Origin of the sequence: Nostoc sp., from assembly GCF_036919595.1 — a bacterium.
Classification (GTDB): domain Bacteria; phylum Cyanobacteriota; class Cyanobacteriia; order Cyanobacteriales; family Nostocaceae; genus Nostoc.
In genome coordinates, this window is record NZ_JBALCO010000005.1 from 102,526 (window position 1) to 123,658 (window position 21,133).

Consider the following 21,133-nt stretch of genomic DNA (forward strand, 5'->3'; position numbering starts at 1 on the left):
ACAAATTTGAGGGTCTATTTGCCGCCCTGTAACTGCTTTGGAACCGCCCAAAGTGTCATTTTAAAACGTACTTTACCAGGATAAAAACCTTTATAATTTTTTATTTTTATCATTTTTAAGGTAAAAATCGATCTAAAGCAGCTTTTAACTGTTTAATTTCAACGTCAATATTACCCTCTTGTGCGGCTCTACCAATACACTCAGTTAAATGTTCATCCAAAACAATTCGCGCTACCCGATCCAATGCGCCGCGCACTGCGGCAATTTGCAGTAGAACATCAGGACAAGGGCTACTTTGCTGCACCATTGTCTTAATACCGCGAACATGTCCTTCTATCCGCGATAATCGATTGACAATTCGCCGTAAAGACTCTTCGCTATGGACATGAGAATGAGCCGACTCTCCAGTCCCATGAGCATGATCTGTATGTTCGTGGTCTGTATTGTGATCGTGAGAATGTTCTGCTTGCTGGGATGTTGGCAAGGATTCCTTACCTAATCGGTTTGATCCATTCATGAGTTATTAAAAGACTTGTAGTACTAAGATCCTAGCCTAGTACTCGACAAACCCAAAATTTATAGGTCAGGGTAGCCCCCATTCCCCCTAACTTTACTACTAACGATTCGCTCTTTCCTGAGGAATAATCTCCGTTACTACTCTACCGCTAGAACTCCCACCTTTGACAACAATATTTTCTGTTTGCAGATTACCAACGGCTGTTTCACCCGCAAAATTTAACGGGGGGTCAACTTGCCGATAAATCACATTTCCCTGAGCTTCAACTAACTTATTGTCTAGATACCAAGTTAGTGTATTGGATCTTAAAGACTGGCGACGCTGACCAACGGCGTTGACCTTACCTGTTAAATAAACGGTTTTTTGCGGTATTTTCATTTCACCTTGATTAGCTGTCACTGTAACATTTTCGGCACGCTGGAACATTCGCGTGGGCGAGTTTGTGGTGACAGTTTCTGCATTCATGTTCCAGGTCATAGAGTTACTAGCTATTTGCATTGGTGGGTCTAGTAATTCTAATTGAGCATTCTGTTGAATAGTGGCAATTTTTGTTTTTAAGTTGACTTCGGCAGAATTTCCCTTGCCGCGATCGCTAATTTTATTATCTTTGTAGTGGTCAATTTGTAACGGGCGATCGCCAATCAATTTTTCTTCTTTAATATTCCAGATCAAATGCTCAGTTCTTACTTGCATCTGGGGATCAGTGGAATTTGCCACTACTCCTCCAGAAAATTCCATGCGCTGTTCGCGGGTTTTAACTCGCGCTTCCTGCGCCACTGCTTGTAGTTGTTTATGATTACCAATAATCTGCTTGCGGACAATCAACAAATCTTCTTTGGGACGCCATTCTAATTCATTACCTTGCAATACAATCCCATTACTAGGATCTATGGCAAATATCTTACCCTTAAGAAACAACTGCTTCCCATCTTGTTCAATATCTGCTACATCTGCCTTAATTTGGTAAACTACTTTGCCATCTTGATATAGTTCACCATAAGGACTTTCAGCCTGACCAATTTGTTTTTCTTTGGTGTATTTTGCGGTTTTAGCCTTAACTTTCCAAATCGGTCTTCCCACTTCATCTGCTTGTTCTAGGGTGACATCAAAGAAAGTTAAATTGCTATCTTGGTTAGATGAAGCCGCAGTATTTTGTTGAGAAGCTAGGGGGGATTTACCCCCGCAGGCAACTAAACCAAATACCAAGAAAAAAGTCAAAGGAAAAAGCAGCAAGAAGGGATTGGAGGAGTAATTTTGAATTTTTCTTACCCCCTCTCTCCCCCTTTTATGAAATTGATGCGCCATTATTCTTGGATTTCTAGGTGTCCTTCACTAGTTCTGGGGTCTTCCAAAAAGCCTATACCAGATAACGGCCGATATGGATAGCTTTGGCGAGGGGTTTTTTGAATATCCTCTTTGATGGCTTCTAAATCAATGTAGCGATCGCTTACATTAATTAAGCTGTCACTGGTCATTGAACGCAAGCTTACCACTTCTACCCGCACGCCGCGATAGCTGACTGAATTTACCGCATATGCTAAATCCCCATCACCGCTGACTAAAACTGCGGTATCATAAGAATCTACTAACGCCATCATGTCTACTGCTATTTCTACATCCAGGTTAGCTTTTTTAGAGCCATCTGGTAGCTGTACCAAATCCTTAGCAATGACTCGATAGCCGTTGCGACGCATCCACAGCAGAAACCCCTGTTGCTTCTCGTTTGTTCGGTCTACACCAGTGTAGAAAAAAGAACGCAGGAGTCTAGAACCTCCTGTTAATCGACACAATAGCTTCGTATAATCGATTTCAATCCCTAGTTGCAGTGCAGCGTAAAATAGATTTGAGCCATCAATAAATATGGCGACCCTGCCCCGATTCTCCAAAACTTGTTCTGGGGTAAATATTGAATCGTTTTCCAAATTATTCAACATCGTTCTCATACCTCGATTTTTATCCTTGTTATTTTTGATACTTACGAACTTTTAGATGCTAGTCACAGTGGCTTATGATAATGTTCCGGGGCTAATTTAAGTTAAGCCCCGATAAATTTTTACAAGAGAATAAGAAATTGAACAAAATCAGAGTTTGATAAAGGCTAATCGTTTTTCAGAGGTTCTATTCGTTTAAAAACTGGTTGGTGTGTACCCAACTGTTGTTTACTCGATAGTATTCCCCATGTCGCATGAGTGGCAAAAGGAGCGGTAACTGAACTTTGTATTTGATCGTTAAAGTTTATTCCAAAGCCCAGTTGCTGATAAATATCGCTACTGATGTTCGGAATAATTGGGGATAGGAGATAAGCTACGAGTCTAACTGATTCTAGAACTGCGTACAGAACTTTTTCCACAGACTCCTGCTGTCCCTGTTTATATAATGTCCAAGGAGCTTGTTCATCAATAAACTTATTACTAGCTTGCGCCAGTGAAAGGATGGCCTCGCAGGCTTGACTGAAAGTTAGCTCTTTATATGCATGTTTTACATGTTCCCCTAGACGTAAACCAATTTTTTTCAAAGGATTTTCGTCAGGAATTCCTTCATTGCCGATTGATGGGACATTATTCTCAGCGCAGTATTTCTTCACCATGCTCAAGGTGCGATTGAGCAAATTACCTAAATCATTCGCCAAATCTGCATTCAGAACATTAATGAACCTTACTTCATTAAAATCTCCATCCTTGCCAAATTCGATTTCCTTAAGGAAGTAATAACGAACGGCATCACTACCATAGCGCTGAACTAACGCCACAGGATCAAGGGTGTTACCCAGACTTTTGCCCATTTTTTGACCATCTTTAGTCAAAAAGCCATGCCCAAATACTCGCTCCGGCAAGGGTAAGCCAGCCGACAACAACATTGCGGGCCAATAAATTGCATGGAAGCGCAGAATATCCTTACCAATTAGGTGCAGGTTGATTGGCCACCATGTTTCTAAAGCATTTGCTAAAGTCGGTTCTGCATCTGGTTCTAGTAATGCTGTGACATAACCTAGTAGCGCGTCAAACCAGACATAAAGGGTGTGCTTAGGATCAACTGGTACGGGAAAACCCCAATCTAGATTTACCCGTGAAATGGAAAAGTCTTGCAGCCCTTGATTTACAAAGCTGAGGACTTCATTGCGCCGACTTTCTGGTTGAATAAAATCCGGTCTAGATTGATAAAGTTCTGTCAGCTTAGTTTGATATTTGGATAAGCGAAAAAAATAGTTTTGCTCGTCTCGCCACTCGACTTCTTTGTTAGTATGAATCGCGCAACGGTGTCCTTCTAGCAGATCCCGTTCTTCTTTGAATTCTTCGCAGGATACGCAGTACCAGCCTTTTTGTTGTCCCTGGTAGATATCACCAGATTCCCATACTCGCTTAAAGAATTCTTCAACGATCGCTTCATGACGAGGCGCAGTAGTCCGACTAAAGCGATCATATTGAATGTCTAGTAACTGCCATAAAGTAATGAAACTAGGGACAATTTCATCGCAAAACTCTTGTGGTGCTTTGCCTAAACTCTCTGCTGATCGCTGGATTTTTTGCCCATGTTCATCTGTGCCTGTAATTAGTAATACCTTATACCCCAGCAGCCTCTGAAATCGCGCGACTACATCTGCTGCGATCGTTGTATAAGCACTGCCTATATGAGGAATATCGTTTACATAATATAGGGGTGTTGTAAGTGCAAATGTCTTTTCTGTCTTATCCACTAGATTCATGCAAAATAAAAATCAACTTATTAAAAGGCTTTACATTTTACTTCTATCGGCAAAAAATGAAATTATACAATATTATTTCTATTTTTTCCCACACTTTTTTTAGTGTAGCAAATTTCTCCGGTCAATAATTGTTTTGTAATATCCATCAATTCAGCTAATTTGTGCCTAAAATCTGGAAATTAACTAATCATAATTTTTTTAAATACTTTCTATTAGATATTATTGTGTTCAGGAATACAGAATCCCAAGCGCAGAAAATCTAGCTGCGTTTGTGGATTAGACATTTCTATCTTAAGACAGTCATGGCAATAGTAAAGAAATGTAAAAATAAAATTAAGATAAACTGCCATCTTTACCGGAAAATACATTGATTAGGTATGAGTCTAAATAGTCCCCTGGAAATTTCTCGCGCTTTGATGGCAGCACTCTCAACGCAAATGTTTCGTTATTACGAGGATCGGATTCCCCAGGATGCCAGTGTATTGGTAGTCAGCAATCACCGCAGCTTTATGGATGCACTGATTTTAATGGCGGCGTTATCGAGTCCGATTCGCTTTGCTTGCCATCACTACATGGGACAAGTGCCAGTAATGCGGGAGATTGTCATCGGACAATTCGGGTGTTTTCCTTTGGAGGAAACTCAAAACCGCCAGCAAAGCTTTTTTTCGCAATCACAGACGCTGTTGCAGTCCAGGCAGATGGTGGGAGTCTTTCCAGAAGGAACTGAACCAATGGTGAAATTTACTGTGCCAAACCAAATGGGTGAATTTCAGCGGGGATTTGCCCATTTGGCATTGCGAGCTGATGTGCAGGATCTAGCTATTTTACCGATCGCGATCGCCTCCTTGGAAGAGGTAAACACTTCTGGTTTTCCCTTAAGGCTTTTGAGTGTATTTGACCCTTCAGAACCTTTATTTAACCAACCTGGTTGGCATCCTCTGGTAATTTATCGTCGGGTTGCTGTGTTAATCGGTCGCCCTTATTGGATTACGCCCCAACACCAGAAAAAATATCATGGGAAACAAGCCAGAACTGTTGTGGCTGAATTGACAGAACACTGTCACGGCGAAATTAGCAATTTACTGCGTCAAGGTTGCTATTAGAATCAAAAGCACCGAAACTTTTATAACTAACAATTACCAGTCCAAAATTCATCTACCAATGACTACAACAGAAGTTGAGCTAAACCCTTGTTTCCTGACTCCTAAACGAGTACAGCCAGAGTATCCGCTGTTAGTATATTTGCCAGGAATGGATGGAACTGGTCAATTATTGCGATCGCAAACCGCTGGATTAGAAGCTGGCTTTGATGTCCGTTGTTTGGCGCTCCCACGGAAAGACCTGAACACTTGGGATGTGCTAACTAAGAGTGTATTGGACTTGATCGATGCCGAATTAGAAAAAAGCTCTCAAAGGCCAGTTTACTTGTGTGGTGAGTCCTTTGGTGGTTGCTTGGCAATGAAAGTTGCAATCCAAGCACCAGAGTTATTTAAGCGAATTATCCTAATTAACCCAGCTTCGTCCTTTCATCTTCGCCCTTGGTTAAGTTGGGCATCCCAACTTACTTCCTTAGTGCCATCAGGGTTGTATGATGTTGCCGCACTGGTGTTATTGCCGTTTTTATCATCTTTGCCACGCATTTCCCGAAGCGATCGCCATGAGCTGCTGAAAACTATGCGTTCTATCCCCTTAGAAACCGTTCTTTGGCGGTTGTCCTTACTGCGAGAGTTTGATGTTGATGACGAGCAGTTAAGTCGCTTAACTCAACCAGTTTTGTTGATTGCCGGTGCTAGCGATCGCCTTTTACCTTCTGTAACTGAAGTGAAGCGGATCGCGAATATCTTACCAAATACCAAAATTGTGGTGTTGCCCAATTGCGGACACGCTTGTTTGTTAGAGCAAGATATTAATCTCTATGACATTCTTAAGGATAATGACTTTTTAGAAACTAATGCTGATCTAGGTATTAAAAGGTAAAAAGTTTGCTAAACATAAATTCAAGCAGTTCACAACCCTTGTTTCTTTTATCTTGTTCGGTAAGAAGAGAGGCTAAAAAAATCTAATATCTTGTTACCTTAAAATAATATTTGTGCAAACCTGTTTATTAATTCAAATTACTGAAGGTGGATTAGAACGAGATTCTGTTGCTCTTTGCCACTAATTGCGGGTAATTAACAAAACAAGATTGCTAAGAAAGGTGGGCGTTCTGACTCCAGAAATACTCACTATTTTTGAAGGTAGAGTTTTGTTGGCATTAGGTTATCAGTTTTAAAATCATAACCCCTGTCACTCTTGGCACATCTATAGTTAAGTCTCAAAATAATTCCTATTGGCTTTGGCAACTTGTACTTATTGGGAGATGTCAAGCCGCTCATACTTCGCTACAAATTTAAAGAGAGAGGCTTTACAGGATGGTATCAAGCAATGGCAGACAAACCCCAAGAAACAGAGGTGAATAAATTAGTTAATTCACCCAGAGAAACTTCAGAAGTAAAAATCCAGGCTCAATCATCAGTAGAAAATGAAGCGTCTATATTAGAGTCTTTTGTTAAAACTGTTGCTGAGACTGGCAAAGCAGTTTTAAACACAGCAGTAGGGGTGGGAGAAGCGACGGCAAAAGAAACACACAAGTTAATTGAGCAAACAACTCAAACCAGCGGTGAAGTTGTGAATCGTCTCAGTGAAAATTGGCTGATTAGAAAACTATCTGGAGTGTTAAATCTAAATTGGCTAATTAGTGATACTAATCTTGTTGATTTGGAAAAAGCAGAAGTTGCGGTAAACAAGCTGAAGAAACAGTATCCAAACGAATCACCCAGCCAGATTGCTCACCGAATCATGGTGGAAAAAGCAACTCAAGCAGGCACAGTTGGACTAGCCACTAGTATTTTGCCAGGAATAGCAGTGGCATTGTTGGCAATTGATTTAACAGCGACAACAAAATTGCAGTCAGAAATGCTTTATCAGATTGCATCTGTCTACGGGCTAGATTTAAAAAATCCTGCCCGTAAAGGTGAAATCTTGGCAATTTTTGGTTTAGCTTTGGGTGGAAGTCGTCTGTTGAAAGCTGCGGGATTAGGCTTGCTGCGAAATGTACCCTTGGCGGGTGCAGCGATCGCAGCTAGTTCAAATGCGACGATGATCTATTCATTGGGCTATGCTGCTTGTCGATTTTACGAAGCCAAGCTGGATGAATCAACTTCCCTGGAATCGCCACAGACATTGGCAACATTAAAAGCAGAGAGTGAAAAGTATCTGGAAAGTGCGATCGCTCAGGAAGCCGTCATGGATCAAATCTTAGTTCACATGATCCTAGCTAGCCATCCAGAAAAGACTTGGAAAGAAATTTTGCCAGAATTACAAGCAATAAACCTCAGTCATAACTCGTTGGATACCATTGCTCAAAATATCAAATCACTTAAGTCTTTAGATATACTGCTCAATCAGCTAAATCGTGATTTTGCCATACCCTTGTTGGCTCAGTGTTACAAAATTGCCCAGCTTGACAATCAGATTACACCAATTGAGCAACATATAATCACAGCGATCGCTAAGAAATTTGACATTGACACAAATGGAATTGGGGCATAGGGCATTGGGCAGAGGAGGTAAAAGAGTAGAGTTCCTAGCTTAATTAACGAGTATCAAAGACTCGTTAACGGAGTTCTGAAGTGGATTAACGAGTATCAAAGACTTGTTAACGGAGTTCTGAGGTGGATTGACGAGTATCAAAGCCTCGTTAACGGAGTTATAAGGTGGATTAACGAGTATCAAAGACTTGTTAACGGAGTTATAAGGTGGATTAACGAGTATCAAAGCCTCGTTAACGAAGTTCTAAGGTGGATTGACGAGTATTAAAGACTCGTTCACGATTGCTATTTATACTAACTCGCTAAATTATAGCTACTGACCCCTGCTCTCCCATGTCAAGTGCCCAATCCCCTCATCCTGAAACAAGAATTTTGAGCAATACTGGTACAAGAAGGAATATTTACACAAAATCCCAAAATGACAATTCAACTTAGTGATAAGCCTTTGCTAGAGTGGACAGGCGATAGTTTGGCAATTGGATTATTTGAAGATGCAGTAGAGTTAACCGGAGAACTGGCTACTTTGGATCAAAAGTTTTCCGGCGTCTTAAAAGAACTGATTGCTGAAGAAGAATTTAAAGGTAAAGCCAACAGTACCATCTTTAGCCGTGTGAATCCTGGTAGCCCAGTGCGGAAATTGATTTTGGTAGGTTTAGGAAAACCAGATGCACTACAACTAGATACTCTGCGCCGCGCTGCTGCTGCTGTAGCCAGGGTAGGAAAAAAGCAAAAAAGCAAAATTCTGGGATTTAGTTTTCCATTGTGGAATAACGATCCAGCAGCCAGCGCCCAAGCGATCGCAGAAGGTATTGAATTGGCGCTTTACCAAGATATTCGCTTTAAATCAGAACCAGAAGAAAAAGGATCACAAATAGAAACCGTAGATTTACTAGGTTTCGGTGGACAAGAAGCAGCCATCAGCCGCGCCAATAAAATCGTTTCCGGGGTAAATTTGGCACGGCAGTTAGTAGCAGCGCCAGCCAATGCAGTAACACCGCTTACTTTGGCAGAAACAGCTCAAGCGATCGCTAACGATCACGGTTTACAAGTGGAAATTCTGGAACGAGAAGACTGTGAAAAGTTAGGCATGGGTGCATTTTTGGGAGTATCGCAAGGTTCCGAGTTGCCACCTAAATTCATTCACCTGACTTATAAGCCAGAAGGTACACCCAAAAAGAAGCTAGCAATTATTGGCAAAGGCGTAACCTTCGATTCCGGGGGACTCAACATTAAAGGTGCTGGTAGCGGCATCGAAACCATGAAAATGGATATGGGCGGTGCAGCTGCTACCTTGGGCGCGGCAAAAGCAATTGCTCAAATTAAGCCAGATGTTGAGGTTCACTTTATCTCGGCGGTGGCTGAAAACATGATTAGCGGTCACGCCATGCACCCTGGAGACATTCTCACAGCATCAAATGGCAAAACAATCGAAGTGAACAACACCGACGCTGAAGGACGTTTGACCCTAGCAGATGCTTTGGTGTATGCCGACAAATTGGGATTAGATGCGATCGTGGATTTAGCCACCCTGACTGGTGCCAACGTCATTGCCTTGGGTGACGATATTGCTGGTTTGTACACTCCCGATGATGCTGTCGCTTCCCAGATCGAGAAAGCTGCCGAAACATCAGGGGAAAAGATTTGGCGGATGCCAATGGAAGAAAAATATTTTGAAGGGTTAAAGTCTGGTATTGCGGACATGAAGAATACAGGTCCGCGTCCGGGTGGTGCAATTACCGCTGCCCTTTTCCTCAAGCAATTCGTCAAAGAAACCCCTTGGGCGCACTTAGATATTGCCGGCCCAGTGTGGACAGATAAAGAAAATGGCTACAACGGCGCGGGGGCAACTGGCTACGGCGTTCGGACACTAGTTGACTGGGTAGTAGGGAGTGGGGAGTAAGAATTTTGATTTTAGATTTTGGACTTGAGATTAAATTTCAATCTAAAATCTAAAATCAAAAATTGAATTGCCTAATGCCCAATGCCCAGTCACAAACAATTCGTGCTATCTTGAGCTTGCCAGCAAAAATTGTTGCAATAGTAACAGAAATAATTTGGCGGTCAGAAAGTTAAACTTTTTCGGGCATTGCCATCTGGTAAAATTTATAAGGTTTCTAAAAGCTCTGAGCAATGGGATCGACTCGTGTAAGGATCGCAATTGACGCAATGGGAGGGGATCACGCACCCGGTGAAATTGTTGCTGGCGCACTGCGAGCACGGGAAGAATTGGGTGTAAATATATTGTTGGTAGGTGATCCCCAACAAATAGAAGCTGCCTTGCCGCCAAAAACGAATTTAGGGCAGGTAGAGATCGTGACTGCTGAAGAAGCGATCGCTATGGATGAGGAGCCTTTAAATGCAGTTAGACGCAAACGCAAGGCTTCGATCAATGTGGCGATGGATTTAGTCAAGCAGCAGCAGGCAGATGCCGTATTTTCTGCCGGTCACTCTGGGGCAGCTATGGCATCAGCTTTACTCCGTTTAGGACGATTGCCGGGAATTGACCGCCCAGCCATAGGGACAGTTTTTCCCACGATTATTGCTGGGAAGCCAGTGTTGGTACTTGATGTCGGCGCGAATGTAGATTGCCGTCCGAAGTTTTTAGAGCAGTTTGGCGTCATGGGTTCGGCTTATAGTCAGTATGTCTTAGGTACAACCGAACCGAAGGTGGGTTTATTGAATATCGGTGAAGAAGACTCTAAAGGCAATGATACAGCCGTCCGCGCCCACCAAATGCTCCGCGAAAATTCCCAAATTAATTTTATTGGCAATGCCGAAGGGCGCGATGTGCTTTCTGGTCGCTTTGATGTGATTGTCTGTGATGGCTTTGTCGGTAATGTATTATTAAAATTTGCCGAAGCAGTTGGAGAAGTGATTTTGCAAATTCTGCGGGAAGAATTACCCCAAGGATTGCACGGTCAAATCGGTTCAGCACTCTTAAAACCCAACCTGAAGCGGGTAAAGCAGCGGATGGATCACGCAGAACATGGCGGCGCTTTGCTGTTAGGCGTGGCAGGAGTCTGTTTTATCGGTCACGGTAGCTCACAAGCTCCTTCAATTTTTAATGCAATTCGCATGGCCAAAGAAGCTGTTGACAATCAGGTGCTACAACGAATTCAGTCCCAATATATCCTAGAGCGCGAAAGCGGTTAGTCATTAGTCATTAGTTATTAGTCCTTAGTCATTAGTTACGAGTAATAAAGGATAAAGGACAAAAGACAAAGGACAAAGGAAAAAAGGCAAAAAGCTGATAGCTCGGGAGATTAGGAGTGCAGAATTTAGGCGTAGCAATTACCGGAAGTGGCTCGGCAGTACCAGCAACTTCCTTACATAACCAGACATTGAGTGAAGTAGTTGAAACATCAGACGAATGGATTACCACAAGAACGGGAATTCGTCAACGGCGATTAGCGCAGCCATGTGAGTCCTTGAGTATACTCGCTACTGCCGCCAGCAGTCAGGCGATCGCAGCTTCAGGAATTAAACCAGAAGACCTAGACCTGATTTTACTAGCCACTTCCACCCCTGATGATTTGTTTGGTAGTGCTTGTCAAGTACAGGCTCAATTGGGAGCCACGAACGCAGTAGCCTTTGACTTGACCGCTGCCTGTTCCGGCTTTGTGTTTGGTCTAGTTACAGCAGCCCAATATATTAGAACAGGCGTTTACCGAAATGTACTTTTGATCGGGGCAGATATCCTCTCTCGCTGGGTAGATTGGCAAGATCGGCGCACTTGTGTATTGTTCGGTGATGGTGCAGGGGCAGTAGTTTTGCAGGCTGACAAAAGCGATCGCTTGTTGGGATTTGCACTTAAAAGTGATGGCACTCAAAACCATCACCTCAATCTTGCATATACAGGCGCTTCCCAAGAATTGCTCTCAGGTGTAAATGTCACTAAAGGCACTTACCAACCCATTACTATGAATGGCAAAGAAGTCTACCGCTTTGCTGTCCAAAAAGTGCCAGAAATCATTGACAAAGCCTTGTTTCAAGCCAACCTCAGTGTTGACCAAATAGATTGGCTGCTGTTGCATCAAGCCAATCAGCGGATTATCGATGCCGTTGCCCAACGCCTAAATGTCCCAGAACATAAAGTTATAAGTAATCTCGCCGACTACGGCAATACCTCTGCTGCTTCCATTCCCTTAGCTTTGGATGAAGCAGTGCGGCAAGGTAAAATTAAACCCAATGACATCGTTGCTGCATCCGGCTTTGGTGCCGGTCTTACCTGGGGTGCGGCAATTTTTAAATGGGGAAGATGAAGAGTCATGAGTGAGGAGTTATGAGTTTTAATTTCTAACTCCTCACTCCTGTACAGACGCGATTAATCACGTTTCTACTCCTCACTCCTGTACAGACGCGATTAATCGTGTCTCTGCTCCTCACTTCTAACTCCTCACTTTTCTGACTAATGACCAATGACAAAAACTGCATGGGTGTTTCCCGGACAAGGTTCCCAAACGCTGGGAATGGGAATAGACTTATTAGATATACCCGTCGCTAAAGATAAATTTGCCCAGGCTGAGGCAATTTTAGGCTGGTCTGTAACAGAAATCTGTCAAACTCAAGAAGAGAAGTTATCACAGACGCTGTATACTCAGCCAAGTCTTTATGTGGTCGAAAGCATTCTCGCTGACCTTCTCCGAGAACTAGGACACCACCCAGATTTAGTTGCTGGACACAGTTTGGGAGAATATACTGCCCTTTACATAGCGGGTGTCTTTGAGTGGTCGACTGGTTTATATCTAGTAAAGCGTCGTGCAGAACTTATGGATAATGCCGTCGGTGGTATGATGGCAGCTTTGATGAACTTTGACCGCGAACAGTTAGAAAAAGTCATTGCCCAAACGCCTGATGTAGTGCTGGCAAATGATAATAGTTCGGCTCAGGTGGTAATTTCAGGCACAACTGAGGCTGTACAAGCGGTGATGACTCAAGTAAAAGCAAAGCGTGCTATTCCCCTAAAAGTTTCTGGAGCATTTCACTCACATTTAATAGCAGCAGCAGCAGCCCAATTCCAAGACATTCTAGAATCTGTGGAATTTCAGTCGGCTACTGTGCCAGTGTTGTCTAATGTAGAACCAATTCCGTCTATTGATGCCGAGATTTTAAAGCAACGCCTGAACAAGCAAATGACTGGTTCTGTAAGATGGCGAGAAATTTCTCTGCAATTACCAGCCAACGGTATCCAGCGAGTAGTCGAAATTGGCCCTGGTAAAGTCCTAACTGGCTTGATTAAACGTAGTAGCCCTGACTTAATATTAGAAAACATCCAGAGTGCAGCTGATTTACCTGTTTAATTTTTTTTAGAACTTCATTTCAATTAAAAATTCTGTACCCTCACCTAAAACAGAGTTAAAACTCAATTTGCCATTGTGGGTTTCTTCAACGATTTGACGAGCGATCACTAATCCTAATCCTGTCCCTTTACCTACACCTTTTGTAGTAAATAAGTGGTCAAAAATCTTTTGTTTCACTGATTCATTCATGCCTTTGCCATTATCAATAATAGCAATTTTCACACTTTCATTTTCCCGGAAGGTTTTAATTATAATTCGGTTGGGATTGGCCTTAATTTCCTTAAAACTCCGTCCCGTATTTGATTCATCTAACGCATCAATGGCATTTGCTAGAAGATTCATAAATACCTGATTTAATTGCCCAGGAAAACATTCTACCTGGGGCAAATTCCCATAATCAGTTATCACTTCAATTGCTGGGCGTTGTTCGTTTGCTTTGAGGCGATGTTTGAGAATTAAAATCGTACTATCGATACCTTCATGGATATTAAACGGTACTTTGTAATCTTTATCAGCACGGGAGAAAGTGCGGAGACTGGTGCTGATATTTTTGAGGCGATCGCACGCCATCATCATTGAATCAATAATCTTGGGTAAATCTTCTAAGCTATAATTCAAATCGATTTTTTCGGCATGGTCGATAATTTCATCATCAGGATTTGGGAGACTTTCTTGATAGAGTTTCAAGTGTTCAACAATATCTGCAAGGCTGGGTTTAACTTGTTGAAGGCTGGCAGAAATGAAGCCCAAAGGATTGTTCATTTCATGAGCTACCCCGGCAACTAAATTACCCAATGCAGACATTTTCTCACTTTGGACAACTTGTAATTGGGCTTGTTGTAAGTCTTGTAATGCTTGTTGAGCTTGTTGATAAAGTTGAGCATTTTCTAGAGATATTGCTGCTTGGGAAGAAAGGAGATTAATAACGCTGAGGCGATCGCTGGTAAACACTCCTGGAGTCAGTTTATTTTCTAAGTAAATAATACCTACCAAATGTCCTTGATTAATAATCGGGGTACATAATACACTCTGGGGTTTCGTTCGGTAGATATATTCCCCAATTACACCAGGAATATCTGTTTGCAAGTTATCGATCACAACTGTTTGTTGAGTATTTTTGACGTAATTGATAATTGTTGTGGGAAGATCTTGACAAGTATCTAGTGGTTGTGAATTAAGAATAGTTTGTATTTCAATATGAGAATTTGATCCATGATTAATAAAATTAATTGCCTTAACTTGCCAAGTATCTCCTTGAGGAAGAATTAGTGCAGATTTTTTCGCACCAGAGTTTTCTAGGATAATGCGGGTGAGACTAGTAATGAGTTGATCTATTTCCAGAGAACTGGAGATAGCTTGAGAGGCTTTGAGGACAGAGGTAAAATCTAGAATATTGGAAATATTGGTGCTATTAGTGCTAGAAGTGTGAATAGATGAAAAAGGCCCAGAAAAGCCAATAGTTTCTAGAGGGTTGAAGTTAATTATTTGCTGTTGCAGAATGGGTTGCAACAGTTTGGGATAGCATTTTGTTAAGTCATCTGTTTTGGCTTTCGCACCCCAGCGAGCATAGCAGTAGTATGCTTCTTGCATGTATGCTTGAGCAACTTTTTCTTTACCCCAGTCGAGGTAGAATTTGGCTGCGAGTTCATTGCTCAGTCCTTCTTCTTGGATATAGCCGTTTTCTTTAGCAAGAGAAATCGCCAGATCATAATTTTTCATTGCTTCTAAATACTCATCAAGAACTCGATGTCGCTCTGCCTCTACTAGATAAAATTTGTGTAGATGATTCGTCGGGTTATGACTTGTCCATTCCTGTATCTTTTTCTGATTATCTGCGACTTGTTGCAGGATATTTTCTCGCTTAGATTTAGGATGCTTAGGCAAGACAGTTAACCAAGTCAGAGAAGCATAAAAATAGAATACAGGAATATTAAACATTCCTTTTCCCGCAGATACATAATGTTTTGCCTGTTCGATATACTCAAGTGCTGCCTCAAATTCTTGAAAAAAATAACACAGAATTAACTTGTTCAAAAAGAAATGCCATAATCCTGTTTTGTCATCTGTCTGCTGATATCTTGCTAAAAGTTCCTGTTCTTTGTCTGCTTCGCCAAACAACAGAGATGGATTTGCCGTTTGACCTAGCAAGTTGACAATTGACTGTCGATAAAGTTCATTGTAGTTGAGCTGCGTTTGCTGATTAATTTGTGACAATACTTTACTATAAGCTGTCATTTCTTGTTCTAGCTCGGATAACTCATAACCCATGAAATAGGCATGGAAGCCGTAAGCATAAGCTGCGTAGCCTAAAGTCATTAAATTTCCACTTTCCCAACCACTAGAGTAAGCATTTTGCAGCAACTTTAAGGTTTCTCTGACATGAACTTTCCAATGAACTATAAAAGTTGAAGTTACAAATAATACTCTTGCTTCAATCTTTTTTTCTTTTAATTTAGATAATAAATTCAACGCCAATTGACCAAATTCATATCCCTGTTCAATCTTGCCAGCAACAGCACAAAGAAATAATCCGTAACTAGAGTAGCCTAATGCAGAAATAGATCCATTTCCATAAATCATTGATAGATTCATCTGTGTCATGATTATCAATGAATTGAGATTTGGTTTTGTCAAATAAGCAGGAACTAATATTTCATTGAAAATTTGCATCACTGCCAAAATTTGAGGGTTCGTCATCTCTGGCAGATTTAGCAGATCCGTAGGTTTATTAGTACCTAAAAGAGCTTGTGTTTGTTGACTGATCCGTGCAACATCTTCTAAATCTGGTGATTCAGGGAGATCAATCTCAAATTGCTTTAATATCATCAATCCAGTGTTGATAGCTTCAAGTAGCTGACCCTGTGATGTGTACGCATTAATTCTCACACCATACACTTTGACTGTATCCAATGCTGTTTTTGCCTGTTCTAATACCATTTCAGCAAGCTGTTCCATCTCATCTATATCAGTATTAAGATAGGCTGCCTCAGTTGCTTCTACATACAATTTTAGTGTCAAGTTATACTGACTTTTCCAGCGATCGCTATTTAAGAGATTGCGCCCAACTGCAAAGTATTTAACCGCCGCACTATAAGCAGTAGAATTCTTAGCTTTGCGCCCAGCGATTAAATTTAGCTTTGCTAATTCCTCTCGTGCTGTTGGCTGCTCAATTAATTCGACAGCAACATTGATTTGATTAACAATCTGAAAAATTCGTTCTTCTTGTTCACTCTCAGATGTGTTCTTCAGTAACTGTTGACCAATCCGATGATGAGTTGTTTTCTTTTGCTTATCTGGAATCAGAGAATAAGCAGCTTGTTGGACGCGATCATGCAAAAACTTGTATGTAATAGTCTCTTGAATTTCTGGATTAACTATTTTACTTTCTTGCCCAACATAAAATTTATAAATATTATCAGTAGGCAAAATCAACCCTTCTTGTAAGGCTTTCCACAAACAAGCTGCTGTTTCTATCTCTGATTTTTCCGAAACAATAGTCAAAGTTCCTAAATCAAACTGATTCCCAATACAAGCAGCTAACTGCAATACATTTTGAGTTGATGACGGTAGTCTTCGCAATTGAAATGCCATAAAAGCAACAACATCATCTGTCACCGCTTGCTGAGTAACTCGTGTAATATCACATTCCCAACAGCCTGACTCAAAGCTGAACTTAATCAGTTCATCTTGATGCAATGCTTTGAGGAATTGGGTAGCGAAAAACGGATTACCTTGAGTTTTCTGAGATACTAATAAAGAAAGAGGCAGAGCTAAATTTTCTGAACACTTAAGTGTGTCAGCAACTAAATAATTCACTTGCACTTGACTCAGTGGTGCTAAAGTAATCGTATTAATCGTGAAGAGTGCTTTTTCGATTTCACTCAAGGTCAACATTAACGGATGTACTGGATTGACTTCGTTATCACGATACGCACCAATAATCAAAAGATGCCCTGAATCAGTCATTAATAGCTGCATTAACTTTAATGATGCTGAATCTGCCCATTGCAAATCATCTAAAAATATTACTAATGGATGTTCGGCAATAGTAAAGACTTGGGTGAACTTTTGTAACAATAAATTAAAGCTATTTTGTGCAGCAGTTCCTGATAATTCAGGTGCTGGTGGTTGAATACCAATAATTCTTTTTAATTCCGGAATTACTTCACTAATTACCTGCCCATTTTCCCCAACAGCTTCTAAAAGCTTACTTTTCCATTCCTGGATTTGAGTATCGCTTTCTGTGAGCAATTGCCCCATTAAATCTCGGAATGCTTGCACAAATGCACTGAAGGGGGTATTTCGCCCAAATTGGTCATATTTCCCTTTGATAAAATAACCACGTTGACGAACAATCGGTTTATGAACTTCGTTAACAACCGCAGTTTTACCAATACCCGAAAAACCCGCAACCAGCATAATTTCAGTTGCACCAAGGCTAACTCTTTCAAATGCTTGGAGGAGAATTTCTACTTCTGTTTCTCGTCCATAAAGTTTATCGGGAATAATAAAGCGATCGCACACATCTCTTTGTGCAATTGGAAAACTCTCAATTTTATCAGTTGACTGAAGTTGAGTTAAACAATTTTCTAAATCATATTTCAGTCCTAATGCACTCTGATAGCGTTCTTCGGCATTTTTTGCCATCAATTTCATGACAATATCTGAAATCGATTTAGGAATTTTTAATGGCTCCAAAGGAGCAGGAAGTTTGGCAATATGACAATGCACCAACTCCATCATATCCTTGGACTCAAAGGGTAACTTTCCTGTGAGTAATTCGTAGAAAGTGACACCCAGTGAATAAAAATCAGTCCGGTAGTCAATCCCCCGATTCATTCTTCCTGTTTGTTCTGGGGAAGTATAAGCAAGTGTCCCTTCTAACACATTGGGACTGATCAACGTTTGAGTTTCTCGTGGTAGTAGAGATGCAATACTAAAGTCAATTAATTTAACTTCTTTTGTTTCTGTATTAATTAAAATATTGCTGGGTTTAATATCTTTATGAATAATGCGATCGCGGTACAGTATATCTAAGATATTGCACAGGGCGATCGCTATCTGTAAAAACTCCGTGAGATTTCGTAGACTTGACCCTATTCCCCATTCTTTAAGAGAAATCCCCCCAAAATCTTCCATCACCAACACATAGCCATTTTGATAAGGTTCTAAGCTATAAGTTTGGATGATTAGAGGTGAGTTAAGATTTTTGGCAATGGTATACTGATTGCGAAACTGCACCAGTTCACTAAAACCAGGATATGGATTTTTCAGCAGTTTAATCACTACTCTTAAGGAGTCAGTTTCTCGATAACCGCGATAAACTAGGGTTCTTGAACCATTATAAAGTTGTTCCTTAATTTGATATCCGGGAATAGTAACTAGAGTGGTAACCATACTGTTAAATCCTGACGATTTCCACATTTAGTATTCCCAGATGGGTGAAGCAATTCATAATTTAAATGAATACTAAAAAAGAAATTATCCGATATTCGTAGAGTCTGTTACACTTCGTTAACGCACCATATCTATCTCATTGCTCATGATGCATTACAGCGTTTTGCCTGATGCACCCTTGTATTTTAGAAGAAGTAGAAGTTCCTAAAATGATGTTTTCAAAGGTAGGGAATGTAGTAAAAAAGCTCGCCAAGCATCAACTAAAATTGCCTAAATTAGTACCTTGCGTTTCTACAACTTTTTTGAGTTTGCTCTGCGCCTTGCGATCGCGTATGCTAAATTCAGTTTGATTTGCATTATCTTCTGTGGACAAAAACCGCGAACCGTTTATCAGTCTGGCACTTTACCACGCCTTTAAATGGTCGGTCGTCAGCCCCATGCTTCACGCTTACTTTCGGGGCCAGATTTATGGTGCGGAAAATGTCCCCCAATCAGGGCCGCTACTGGTAGTGAGCAATCACGCTAGTTACTTTGACCCCCCAATTGTCTCTAACTGTGTACGTCGTCCAGTGGCGTACATGGCTAAGGAAGAGTTATTTAATATCCCAGTTTTGGCGCAAGCGATTAAATTGTACGGTGCTTATCCGGTGAGTCGGGGAAATACTGATCGCAATGCCATCCGTTCCGCCCTAGAATATCTCAATAATGGTTGGGCTATCGGTGTTTTCTTGCAAGGTACTCGCACCCCAGATGGTCGAATTACAGACCCCAAAAGAGGCGCATTGCTGCTAGCGGCGAAAGCAAAAGCCCCAATATTGCCAGTGAGTGTTTGGGGTACTGAGAGGATTTTAGAAAAAGGATCGTCCCGACCTCGCGCAGTTCCCATCACTGTAAGAATTGGTAACTTGATTGATGCGCCTAATTCTACTAATAAAGAGGAATTGGAAGCGTTGACACAAAAGTGTGCCACGGTAATTAACCAGATGCATGATTTAGGAAGATGAGTTAGACAAGCAATAGATATATGCTTTAGGGAGGTAGCGATGCCTACGGCGGTAAACTACGCCCCTTAGCCTCTGTATGTTTAAGGTCAACGCGCTCTAGCAATGAAGTCAGACTTTGTGCTTAAATGCAGTTGCTAGGCAAATCTACCATCAATTTCACCCTAAACAGCATATGAGCGGCTTTGAAGCCAAGAATTTTTGGGAGCGATTAAATAATCTGGCGTTAGTCCGCTTTTTGCTTTTAGTTGCTTCTGGCTGGGCAATTGTACAACTTTTCGCTTACTTTGAAGCGGTCATTGTTATTTTTACATTTGCTGCAATTTCGGCTTTTTTACTCAGCTATCCTGTAGAATAGCTGCGGCGTTTTTTGCCCCACGGTGTAGCTGTTGGTGTCGTTTTCTTGCTCAGTATTGTAATTATTGGCAGTCTGATAATTACTGTGGGCTTAACGGTTTTATCTCAAGGACAACAATTAATTGACAGTGTAACTGGCTTTGTAAATTCTTTTATACCTGTATTAGAGCGACTAGAAGGGTTTTTAAAAAACCAAAATTTGCAGATAGATTTAAGTTTTATTCGAGAACAATTACGAAACCAAGCTATATCTAGTCTTGTTACTAATTTGGCTATTTTACAAGGATTCATGACTAATTTTCTTACTTTTATATTGATTGCTGTTGTGGCTTTTTTTATATTACTAGATGGAGAAAAGCTATGGAATTTTATCATAAAAATAATACCAAAACAGCGCCGTAATAGATTTACAAATATAATGAGACGCTCATTTATGGGATTTTTTAGAGGTCAGCTGTTATTAAGTGCATTTCTCACAATTATGACTTTTCTAGTTTTTTTAATATTAAAAGTACCTTTTGCTTTGATATTGTCAGTGTTTATCGGAATTGTTGATATAATTCCTGGTATAGGAGCAACATTAGCAGTAAGTACAGTAACTCTATTTGTCTTGTCTCAAGGTGTTTTGTTAGCATTAAAAGTCTTGATAGCTTGTATTGTCCTTCAGCAAATACAAGACAACTTAATTGCGCCTAGAATTATGCAAAATGCGCTGAATCTTAATCCTATAGTCGTGTTTTTTGCTTTACTAGTAGGCGCTAGAGTAGCAGGATTATTAGGTGTTTTTATATCTATTCCAATCGCTGGAGTAATTGTATCTTTATTTGAAATTGATGAAATGAAATCAGAAGTTTAGTTAGGAATTTGGAGTAGAGACGCGATTAATCGCGTCTGTTAGGAGTTAAGAAGTAGTAATTAATGTAAAATAGTTTATTAGCCAAGACAAATTGGGAAATAATGTCGGATTTAAGAGCAGAATTAACAGAAATTTTGGATGAGGCAGAGTGGGAGTGGCTAATTCCTCATGTACAACGAGATGCAGTAATTTTGGTGGCACCTGATTTAAACTTGCTGGATGTTGGAGTAGCGATCGCTAGTGATAACATTCCATCAGTGGAACAGTGGATTGATCAGCAATTAATTACCAAACCCACGACAGTACAAATAGGAGAATGGAATGGCGATCGCAGTAAGCGATTTAATACCCTCATTGTTCAGCCTTACGTTTTGGTGAAGGAAATAGTCTCTGCTTAAATTAGTTCCTGTGT

At 40.8% G+C, this 21,133-nt stretch carries 15 protein-coding genes and 1 pseudogene; 10 read left to right on the forward strand and 6 right to left on the reverse strand.

Going from position 1 to position 21,133, the window contains the following annotated elements; all coding sequences use genetic code 11:
• Positions 1-115: 115 nt before the first annotated feature.
• The 4 genes from V7K21_RS00540 to metG form a co-directional block, all read right to left on the reverse strand.
• Positions 116-517, reverse strand: a complete 402-nt coding sequence (locus V7K21_RS00540; protein ID WP_335170890.1) for a metal-sensitive transcriptional regulator — start codon at positions 515-517, stop codon at positions 116-118.
• A 99-nt stretch (positions 518-616) separates the two neighbouring features.
• Positions 617-1,822 carry an LPS export ABC transporter periplasmic protein LptC gene (gene lptC, locus V7K21_RS00545; protein ID WP_335170891.1) on the reverse strand — a complete coding sequence of 402 codons (1,206 nt, stop codon included), beginning with the start codon at positions 1,820-1,822 and terminating at the stop codon, positions 617-619.
• Entirely contained in the window at positions 1,822-2,451 is a 630-nt protein-coding gene (locus tag V7K21_RS00550; protein WP_335113829.1) for a LabA-like NYN domain-containing protein, read from the reverse strand. The genes lptC and V7K21_RS00550 overlap by 1 nt, the downstream gene beginning before the upstream one ends.
• 164 nt (positions 2,452-2,615) lie before the next feature.
• Positions 2,616-4,220, reverse strand: a complete 1,605-nt coding sequence (gene metG / locus V7K21_RS00555; RefSeq protein WP_335170892.1) for a methionine--tRNA ligase — start codon at positions 4,218-4,220, stop codon at positions 2,616-2,618.
• Between the two features lie 377 nt (positions 4,221-4,597).
• Here metG and V7K21_RS00560 point away from each other — a divergent pair, with 377 nt between their 5' ends.
• The 3 genes from V7K21_RS00560 (at position 4,598) to V7K21_RS00570 (ending at position 7,811) form a co-directional block, all read left to right on the forward strand.
• Positions 4,598-5,323, forward strand: coding sequence for a lysophospholipid acyltransferase family protein (locus V7K21_RS00560; protein ID WP_335170893.1), 726 nt, complete (start codon positions 4,598-4,600; stop codon positions 5,321-5,323).
• A 58-nt stretch (positions 5,324-5,381) separates the two neighbouring features.
• Positions 5,382-6,197 carry an alpha/beta fold hydrolase gene (locus V7K21_RS00565; protein ID WP_335170894.1) on the forward strand — a complete coding sequence of 272 codons (816 nt, stop codon included), beginning with the start codon at positions 5,382-5,384 and terminating at the stop codon, positions 6,195-6,197.
• A 447-nt stretch (positions 6,198-6,644) separates the two neighbouring features.
• Positions 6,645-7,811, forward strand: coding sequence for an EcsC family protein (locus V7K21_RS00570; RefSeq protein WP_335170895.1), 1,167 nt, complete (start codon positions 6,645-6,647; stop codon positions 7,809-7,811).
• Between the two features lie 39 nt (positions 7,812-7,850).
• Here the strand turns inward: V7K21_RS00570 and V7K21_RS00575 are convergent, their stop codons facing one another.
• Positions 7,851-8,036 carry a hypothetical protein gene (locus V7K21_RS00575; RefSeq protein WP_335170896.1) on the reverse strand — a complete coding sequence of 62 codons (186 nt, stop codon included), beginning with the start codon at positions 8,034-8,036 and terminating at the stop codon, positions 7,851-7,853.
• Between the two features lie 192 nt (positions 8,037-8,228).
• Here V7K21_RS00575 and V7K21_RS00580 point away from each other — a divergent pair, with 192 nt between their 5' ends.
• From V7K21_RS00580 to fabD, 4 genes are all read left to right on the forward strand, one after another.
• The gene (locus V7K21_RS00580; protein WP_335170897.1) at positions 8,229-9,710 is read left to right on the forward strand and encodes a leucyl aminopeptidase; all 1,482 of its coding nucleotides are present in this window, start codon (positions 8,229-8,231) and stop codon (positions 9,708-9,710) included.
• 230 nt (positions 9,711-9,940) lie between these two features.
• Positions 9,941-10,963 (forward strand): phosphate acyltransferase PlsX, encoded by a 1,023-nt coding sequence (gene plsX / locus V7K21_RS00585; protein ID WP_335170898.1) that lies wholly within the window; start codon positions 9,941-9,943, stop codon positions 10,961-10,963.
• A 116-nt stretch (positions 10,964-11,079) separates the two neighbouring features.
• Positions 11,080-12,072 (forward strand): beta-ketoacyl-ACP synthase 3, encoded by a 993-nt coding sequence (locus V7K21_RS00590; RefSeq protein WP_335170899.1) that lies wholly within the window; start codon positions 11,080-11,082, stop codon positions 12,070-12,072.
• Between the two features lie 156 nt (positions 12,073-12,228).
• Positions 12,229-13,110, forward strand: coding sequence for an ACP S-malonyltransferase (gene fabD, locus V7K21_RS00595; protein ID WP_335170900.1), 882 nt, complete (start codon positions 12,229-12,231; stop codon positions 13,108-13,110).
• Between the two features lie 6 nt (positions 13,111-13,116).
• Here the strand turns inward: fabD and V7K21_RS00600 are convergent, their stop codons facing one another.
• Positions 13,117-18,507, reverse strand: coding sequence for an ATP-binding sensor histidine kinase (locus tag V7K21_RS00600; RefSeq protein WP_335170902.1), 5,391 nt, complete (start codon positions 18,505-18,507; stop codon positions 13,117-13,119).
• Between the two features lie 365 nt (positions 18,508-18,872).
• Between V7K21_RS00600 and V7K21_RS00605 the strand changes: the two genes are divergently transcribed.
• The 3 genes and pseudogenes from V7K21_RS00605 to V7K21_RS00615 all read left to right on the forward strand — a co-directional run bounded on the left by V7K21_RS00605 (position 18,873) and on the right by V7K21_RS00615 (position 21,119).
• The gene (locus V7K21_RS00605) at positions 18,873-19,511 is read left to right on the forward strand and encodes a lysophospholipid acyltransferase family protein (protein WP_335170903.1); all 639 of its coding nucleotides are present in this window, start codon (positions 18,873-18,875) and stop codon (positions 19,509-19,511) included.
• Positions 19,512-19,683: 172 nt separating this feature from the next.
• A pseudogene (locus tag V7K21_RS00610) lies at positions 19,684-20,721 on the forward strand (AI-2E family transporter).
• Positions 20,722-20,822: 101 nt separating this feature from the next.
• Positions 20,823-21,119: a DUF2288 domain-containing protein gene (locus V7K21_RS00615; protein ID WP_335170904.1), complete on the forward strand. Its 297-nt coding sequence runs from the start codon at positions 20,823-20,825 to the stop codon at positions 21,117-21,119.
• Positions 21,120-21,133: the final 14 nt, after the last annotated feature.